This is a genomic window from Enterobacter sp. Ap-1006, assembly GCF_011752835.1.
Taxonomy (GTDB): Bacteria; Pseudomonadota; Gammaproteobacteria; order Enterobacterales; family Enterobacteriaceae; genus Cedecea.
The window spans coordinates 1-255 of record NZ_VWWU01000027.1; the positions used below are offsets into that span (position 1 = coordinate 1).

Annotated in this window: 1 rRNA gene; it reads left to right on the forward strand. The window is 51.8% G+C overall.

What is annotated here, in order from left to right:
* A 16S ribosomal RNA gene (locus F3J28_RS22335) occupies positions 1-122 on the forward strand; the annotation flags it as partial.
* Between the last annotated feature and the right edge of the window lie 133 nt (positions 123-255).

The window sequence follows — 255 nt, forward strand, 5'->3', positions numbered from 1 at the left end:
GGGTTGCAAAAGAAGTAGGTAGCTTAACCTTCGGGAGGGCGCTTACCACTTTGTGATTCATGACTGGGGTGAAGTCGTAACAAGGTAACCGTAGGGGAACCTGCGGTTGGATCACCTCCTTACCTAATAGATACAACCCGCGTAGTGCTCACACAGATTGTCTGATAGATGTAGAGAAGCAAGGCGTCTTGCGATTGAGACTTACACGTCCCCTTCGTCTAGAGGCCCAGGACACCGCCCTTTCACGGCGGTAAC